The sequence below is a fragment of the Streptomyces bohaiensis genome (assembly GCF_012033785.1).
Taxonomy (GTDB): domain Bacteria; phylum Actinomycetota; class Actinomycetes; order Streptomycetales; family Streptomycetaceae; genus Streptomyces; species Streptomyces bohaiensis.
In genome coordinates, this window is sequence record NZ_JAAVJC010000278.1 from 1 (window position 1) to 6,197 (window position 6,197).

Here is a 6,197-nt window from a genome sequence, read left to right on the forward strand (position 1 = left end):
GGGGCCGGTGGCGTGACGTCGGTTCCGGTGGTGGCCGGGGTCGACATCCAGTCTTGGGTGATACCTACAGCGCGGGCGCCGTCCGCGGGGGGCCCGCCGGGCGGGGTGACGCCGAGCGCCTCGGCCGCGGCGGGCGACATCAGGCAGCCGAGGATGACCACCGCGGTGGCGGCCAGGGGGACGGCCGCGAGCAGCCAGCCGCCACCGGTCTGCACCATGTACCAGGCGGCGGGCAGCGCGAGCATCTGGGTGAGGACGGCGGGGCCGCGGCTCCAGCGACGCAGCCGCCACAGCCCGTGGCCGGCGGCGAGCGGCAGCACGGCGAGGGCGAGGACGGTGACGGCGCCGGTCAGCGCCTGCACCAGGCCGTCGGGTTCCCCGGTGAAGGTGAGGAGCAGCATGACCGCGCCCCAGGCGGCGATGGCCGCGCCCTGGAGGCCGCTGAGGGCGGCGGCCAGGGTGATCCGGGTGGGCCTTCCGGGCGCGGGCGCCGCGCCGTCCGGGTCGGCGCCGGCGGTGGTCCGGTCGGGCCCGCCACCGGGGCCGGCGTTCCGGCTTGCGGACGTTGGCTTCTCGCTCACCCGGCCAGGGTAGCGGCCCGGGCCGCCCCGCAGCCCCGTGCGGTCCGCCGGGCGCCGCCGATGGGTACGCTGCACCCCATGCGCGCACTCCTCGTGGTCAACCCGGCAGCCACCACCACCAGTGCGCGGACCCTCGACGTCATCCGCCACGCCCTCGCGAGCGACCTGAAGTTGGAGGTCGCCGCAACCGAGCACCGGGGTCACGCCCGGAGCCTCGCCCGGCGGGCGGTCGAGGAGGGCTCGGCCGAACTGGTCGTCGCGCTCGGCGGCGACGGCACGGTCAACGAGGTCGTCAACGGGCTGCTGGCGCACGGTCCCGACGTCGGGTCCCTGCCGCGCCTGGCGGTGGTGCCCGGTGGTTCGACCAATGTCTTCGCCCGGGCGCTGGGGCTGCCCAACGACGCCGTGGAGGCGACCGGGGCACTGCTGTCGGCGCTCGAGGCGGGCAGCGAGCGGACGATCGGCCTCGGTCACGCGAGCGGCACCCCGGGGAGCGAGGACGCGGAGGTCCCCGGGCGGTGGTTCACCTTCTGCGCGGGGCTCGGTTTCGACGCGGGGGTCATCGGCCGCGTCGAGCGGGAGCGGGAGCGCGGGAAGCGGTCGACGCACGGGCTCTACATGCGGCAGGTGCTCAGTCACTTCGTGCACGACCCCCGCCGCTCGCGCGGCACCATCACCCTCACCCGGCCCGGTCAGGCGCCGATCGAGGAGCTGGTGGTGTCCATAGTCTGCAACACCGCGCCGTGGACGTACCTCGGCAACAAGCCGGTGTACGCGGTGCCCGGCACCTCCTTCGACACCGCGCTCGACGTGCTGGCGCTCTCCAAGCTCTCCTCCGCCGCGGTCACCCGCTACGGCACCCAGCTGCTGCGGTCCACCCCCGAGCGGGGCCCGCACGGGAAGCATGTGGCCTCCCTCCACGACATCAGCGAGTTCACCTTGCATTCGCAGGTGCCGTTGCCGTTTCAACTGGACGGTGACCACCTCGGAGTGCGAACCAGCGTGGACTTCACAGGCGTACCCCATGCACTGCGTGTGATTGTGTGAGTCGAACCCCGGAAAATCCTTTCAGTCGAACGTTTAGGCCAGTCCCCACCCAGGAGAAGTAGGGCTGTGAGCTAACCGACACCAAGGATTCAAAAAAAACTTTCCGGAAGGGGTTGTATCAACCGTCGAGGTTTGCGAACCTCTACATGGCGATCGCGACAGCCGACACACCGGCCTCATGTCAGACCGATTCGCCCTGATTCCCCGCCCGAGTGTGGGGAACGACACGAACCCTCCCGGAGACTGATCTTCCAGATCTTCTTGCCCTCCGAGGGGATTCGTGAAAGCGTTCACATTCACAAGCAACGTTATCGCAACCCGCAGGAGATGGAGCAGACATGGACTGGCGTCACAACGCCGTTTGCCGCGAGGAAGACCCCGAGCTCTTCTTCCCCATCGGCAACACCGGTCCTGCGCTGCTGCAGATCGAGGAAGCCAAGGCTGTCTGCCGGCGCTGCCCCGTCATGGAGCAGTGCTTGCAGTGGGCGCTTGAGTCCGGCCAGGACTCCGGTGTCTGGGGCGGGCTGAGCGAGGACGAGCGCCGCGCGATGAAGCGCCGCGCCGCCCGCAACCGCGCCCGCAAGGCCAACGCCTGACGCTGTCGGCCACGGCCGAACGCCCCCCGCTGCCCCGAGCCGCAGCACGCAGCGCCCGCGCTGTAGGTATCACCCAAGACTGGATGTCGACCCCGGCCACCACCGGAACCGACGTCACGCCACCGGCCCCGGACCGCACGCCCTGCGGTCCGGGGCTTCGGCGTTCCCGGCGGCGAAGCCCGTGCGCCCCGACCGGCCCCGCTGCCGCCGCTCCCCCACCCCCGGCACGCCCCGCGCCGTGCCTCACGGCACCGCGCCCGTCGACCGCTGTGCCGTCACGTCGAGTTGACGCCGCGTCACCCGATCCGGTCGGATGCGCCGGCGAGGTGTGCAGCCGACCGCGTCACGCGCATTGACGCTCCCGTCCGAACGGTCGGATTGTCGATCGGCAGACAACTCCCGTCATCACGTAATCGCGTTGCGTGGCGCTTTATCTGAAACAGACATGCGTACGGGTGCGACAAATAGCGACGCCATGAACACGATTGCGAAGAAAAGGCGTGCGCCGAATCCACGGCGGAACACGGCACCCTCGCCGGCCACCGGCCACCGATCACGGAGAGGAACCGCGCCCGCCCCGGGCTCCCCTCGGACCGGGCGGAGCCGGGCCCGAGGCGCCGCCCGGGACGGATCAGCGCTTGCCGGCCTGCAGCGGCAGGTCGAAGACGGCGCGGGTGCCACCGGAGGGCGCCGGGAGCATGTCGAACCGGCCCCCCAGCTCCCCCTCCACCAGGGTCCGCACGATCTGGAGCCCCAGGCTGGAGGCCCCCGCGAGGTCGAACCCCTCGGGCAGACCCCGGCCGTCGTCCTCCACCGTGACCAGCAACCGTCCCGCGCCGCGCACCCGGTCGGGCTCGGCCCGGGAGGCCGAGACCTCCACCGTGCCGGTGTCACCGGGCCCGTAGGCGTGCTCCAGCGCGTTCTGCAGCACCTCGGTCAGCACCATCGACAGCGGTGTCGCCGTCTCCGCGTCGAGGATGCCGAAGCGGCCGGTGCGGCGGATCGCCACCCGGCCCGAGGACAGCTCGGCCATCATGCCGAAGACCCGGTCGGTGATCTCGTCGAACTCGACCCGCTCGTCGAGGTTCTGGGAGAGCGTCTCGTGGACGATCGCGATGGAGCCGACCCGGCGGACGGCCTCCTCCAGCGCCTCGCGCGCGCCGCCCTCCGCCGCGGGCGCGATCCGCCGCGCCTGGAGCCGCAGCAGCGCCGCGACGGTCTGCAGGTTGTTCTTCACCCGGTGGTGGATCTCCCGGATGGTCGCGTCCTTGGTGATCAGCTCCCGCTCCCGGCGCCGGAGCTCGGTCACGTCCCGTAGCAGGATCAGCGAACCGATCCGCTCACCCTTGGGCTTCAGCGGGATGGCGCGCAGCTGGATGACGCAGTCGCCGCCGTCGATCTCGGTCTCCCGCGGTGCGTAGCCGCTCGCCAGCTTCACCAGGGACTCGTCCACCGGGCCGCGCGTCGGCGCCAGTTGCGCCGTCGTCGGCCCCAGGGGCAGCCCGACCAGGTCCACCGCCAGCCCCAAGCGGTGGTAGGCGGAGAGCGCGTTGGGGCTGGCGTACTGGACGGTCCCCTCCGCGTCGAGCCGGAGGAACCCGTCGCCGACCCGCGGCGCGCGGTCCATGCCCACCTGCTGCCCCGGGAACGGAAAACTGCCCGCCGCGATCATCTGCGCGAGGTCCGAGGCGCTCTGCAGGTACGTCAGCTCCAGCCTGCTGGGGGTGCGGACGGTCAGCAGGTTGGTGTTGCGGGCGATGACGCCGAGGACGCGGGTCTCGCGCCGCACGGGGATGGCCTCGACGCGGACCGGCACCTCCTCCCGCCACTCGGGGTCGCCCTCGCGGACGATCCGCCCCTCGTCGATGGCGGAGTCCAGCAGCGGGCGGCGGCCCCGGGGCACCAGGTGGCCGACCATGTCGTTCTGGTACGACGTGGGGCCGGTGTTGGGGCGCATCTGGGCGACGGAGACGTAGCGCGTCCCGTCCTCGGTCGGCAGCCAGAGCACGAGGTCGGCGAAGGAGAGGTCGGCCAGCAACTGCCACTCGGACACCAGCAGGTGGAGCCAGTCGAGGTCGCTCTCGTCGAGCGCGGTGTGCTGGCGCACGAGATCGTTCATGGAGGGCACGGGCCGAGCTTACCGGCGGGGGCCGAAGGGCGACCCGGTGGCGGGCGCGCTGCCGTCGAGAACCGACGGCGGCGGGGCGCCGGAGCGGCCCGGCGCCGGAGAACTTCTTCGGAGCATGGACACGGCCCAGTGGTCCAGTCCACAATGGCGGGTACCGCCACAGACTTCTGCCCGCCCCGCACAGGTGGGCAGAACCGGGCCCGGCGCTCTCTGCCCTGACGGCGTCCGGGCCGGATCGCTCCGGGCTGCGGTGCCGGCAGGGCCGAGGGTCCCTGACTGGCGCCGCGGCCCGTGGGTGCGATCTCCTTCACCTGCGGGGAAGCCCCCGCACCCCCGCCACGACGCCTGCGCCCGCGGAACGCCCGGGCGCGGCGGCGACTCCCCCGCGCCCGGCCCGGTGCGGCGGACGCGGGCGGGCCCTCCTCGGCGGCGTCGCGTTCGCCTTCCGTACACACCCGCTCCACGGCCGGCCCCGCCGTCCGATGCGCCCGGAGCGGGCCCGCGACCCCGCGTCGGGCCGCCCCGCGGCGTCGGGTCCGGGCAGCTGCGGACAGCGGCACGGCGGAGGCGCGCCCTCCCACCGGGTCGTGTGCGGGCGTTCCCGACGACGCGGCAGCGGCTCGCAGCCGCTGCGGGCCCGCCCCGGGGCCTCCCCCACGCGCTCAGTGGGTCTCGGTGACCTTCGCCAGCGAGCGGGGCGCGTCCGGGTCCTGGCCGCGCGCGACGGTGACCTCGTGGGCCAGCAGTTGCAGGGGCAGGATCTCCAGCACCGGCTGCAGTTCCTCCGGCAGCCCGTCGACCGGCAGGACGAAGCCGCCGGAGGCCGCGTCGACCTGGCGGCGGGGGCCGATGACGACCAGGTCCGCGCCCCGGTCGAGCAACCGGTCCAGCACGGGCTGGAGCGCCGCTCCGCCCTTGCCGTCGGTGACGATAGCGATCACCGGGGAGACGTTGTCCACCATGGCCAGCGGGCCGTGGAGCAGGTCCGCGCCGGAGTAGGAGAGCGCCGGGATGTAGCTGGTCTCCATGAGCTTCAGCGCCGCCTCCTTGGCGGTGGGGTAGCCGTAGCCGCGGCTGGTCAGCACCATGCGCTCCGCGAAGCGGTAGCGGCCGGCCAGCTCCCGCACCTCGTTCTGACGCGCCAGCACCTCGTCGGCCAGCGCGGGCAGCCCGGCGGCGGCCTCGGTGCCGTCCTCGCCGCCGAGCGCGGCGACGAACAGGTACAGCGCCAGCAGCGAGGAGGTGTAGGTCTTGGTCGCGGGCAGCGCCTTCTCGGGGCCGGCGAGGATGTCGATGTGGTACTCGCAGGCCGCCGCGAGCGCCGAGTCCGCGTTGTTGGTGACGGCCAGGGTGACCGCGCCCGCGGCACGCGCGGCCCGGGCGGAGGCGACCAGGTCCGGCGAGCCGCCGGACTGGCTGACGGTGATCACCAGGACGTCGGTCAGGTCGGGCTCGGCGCCGTAGGCGGTGGTGGTGGACATGGACGTCAGGCCGCAGGGCAGCCCGAGCCGGATCTCCAGCAGGTACTTGGCGTACAGCGCCGCGTTGTCCGAGGTCCCCCGCGCGGTCAGCAGGACGAAGCGGGGGTTGCGTGCGCGGATCTCGGCCGCGACGGCGGCGATGGCGGGCGCGCCGCGGGTCAGGAGACGTTCCAGCGCGGCGGGCTGCTCGGCGATCTCGGCGGACATGATCGCGCCGGGGGTGCCGGGGGTCAGGGTCATGGGAGGGCTCCAGGGAGGCGGCCGGGCGGTGACGCGCGTGCCGCGGGCGCGGTCACCCTGGCCGTCACCAACAACGCGGACTCGGCGCTCGCGGCGGCCTGCGAGTACCACATCGACATCCTCG

At 73.2% G+C, this 6,197-nt stretch carries 5 protein-coding genes; 2 read left to right on the forward strand and 3 right to left on the reverse strand.

What is annotated here, in order from left to right; translation table 11 throughout:
- On the reverse strand, window positions 1-581 hold a 581-nt coding region (locus HCN52_RS24920; RefSeq protein ID WP_209314798.1), incomplete at its 3' end, for a hypothetical protein.
- A gap of 78 nt (window positions 582-659) precedes the next feature.
- On the opposite strand from HCN52_RS24920, the gene HCN52_RS20765 reads away from it, so the two are divergent.
- The gene (locus HCN52_RS20765; protein WP_168089979.1) at window positions 660-1,628 is read left to right on the forward strand and encodes a diacylglycerol/lipid kinase family protein; all 969 of its coding nucleotides are present in this window, start codon (window positions 660-662) and stop codon (window positions 1,626-1,628) included.
- A gap of 338 nt (window positions 1,629-1,966) precedes the next feature.
- Window positions 1,967-2,224, forward strand: coding sequence for a WhiB family transcriptional regulator (locus tag HCN52_RS20770; RefSeq protein WP_103503164.1), 258 nt, complete (start codon window positions 1,967-1,969; stop codon window positions 2,222-2,224).
- Window positions 2,225-2,855: 631 nt separating this feature from the next.
- Here HCN52_RS20770 and HCN52_RS20775 read toward each other — a convergent pair.
- A complete protein-coding gene (locus tag HCN52_RS20775; RefSeq protein WP_168089981.1) occupies window positions 2,856-4,343 on the reverse strand; it encodes a PAS domain-containing sensor histidine kinase in 1,488 nt (495 codons plus the stop codon).
- Window positions 4,344-5,014: 671 nt separating this feature from the next.
- Complete coding sequence (locus HCN52_RS20780) at window positions 5,015-6,073, reverse strand: SIS domain-containing protein (RefSeq protein WP_168089980.1); 1,059 nt, start codon at window positions 6,071-6,073, stop codon at window positions 5,015-5,017.
- Window positions 6,074-6,197 lie beyond the last annotated feature (124 nt).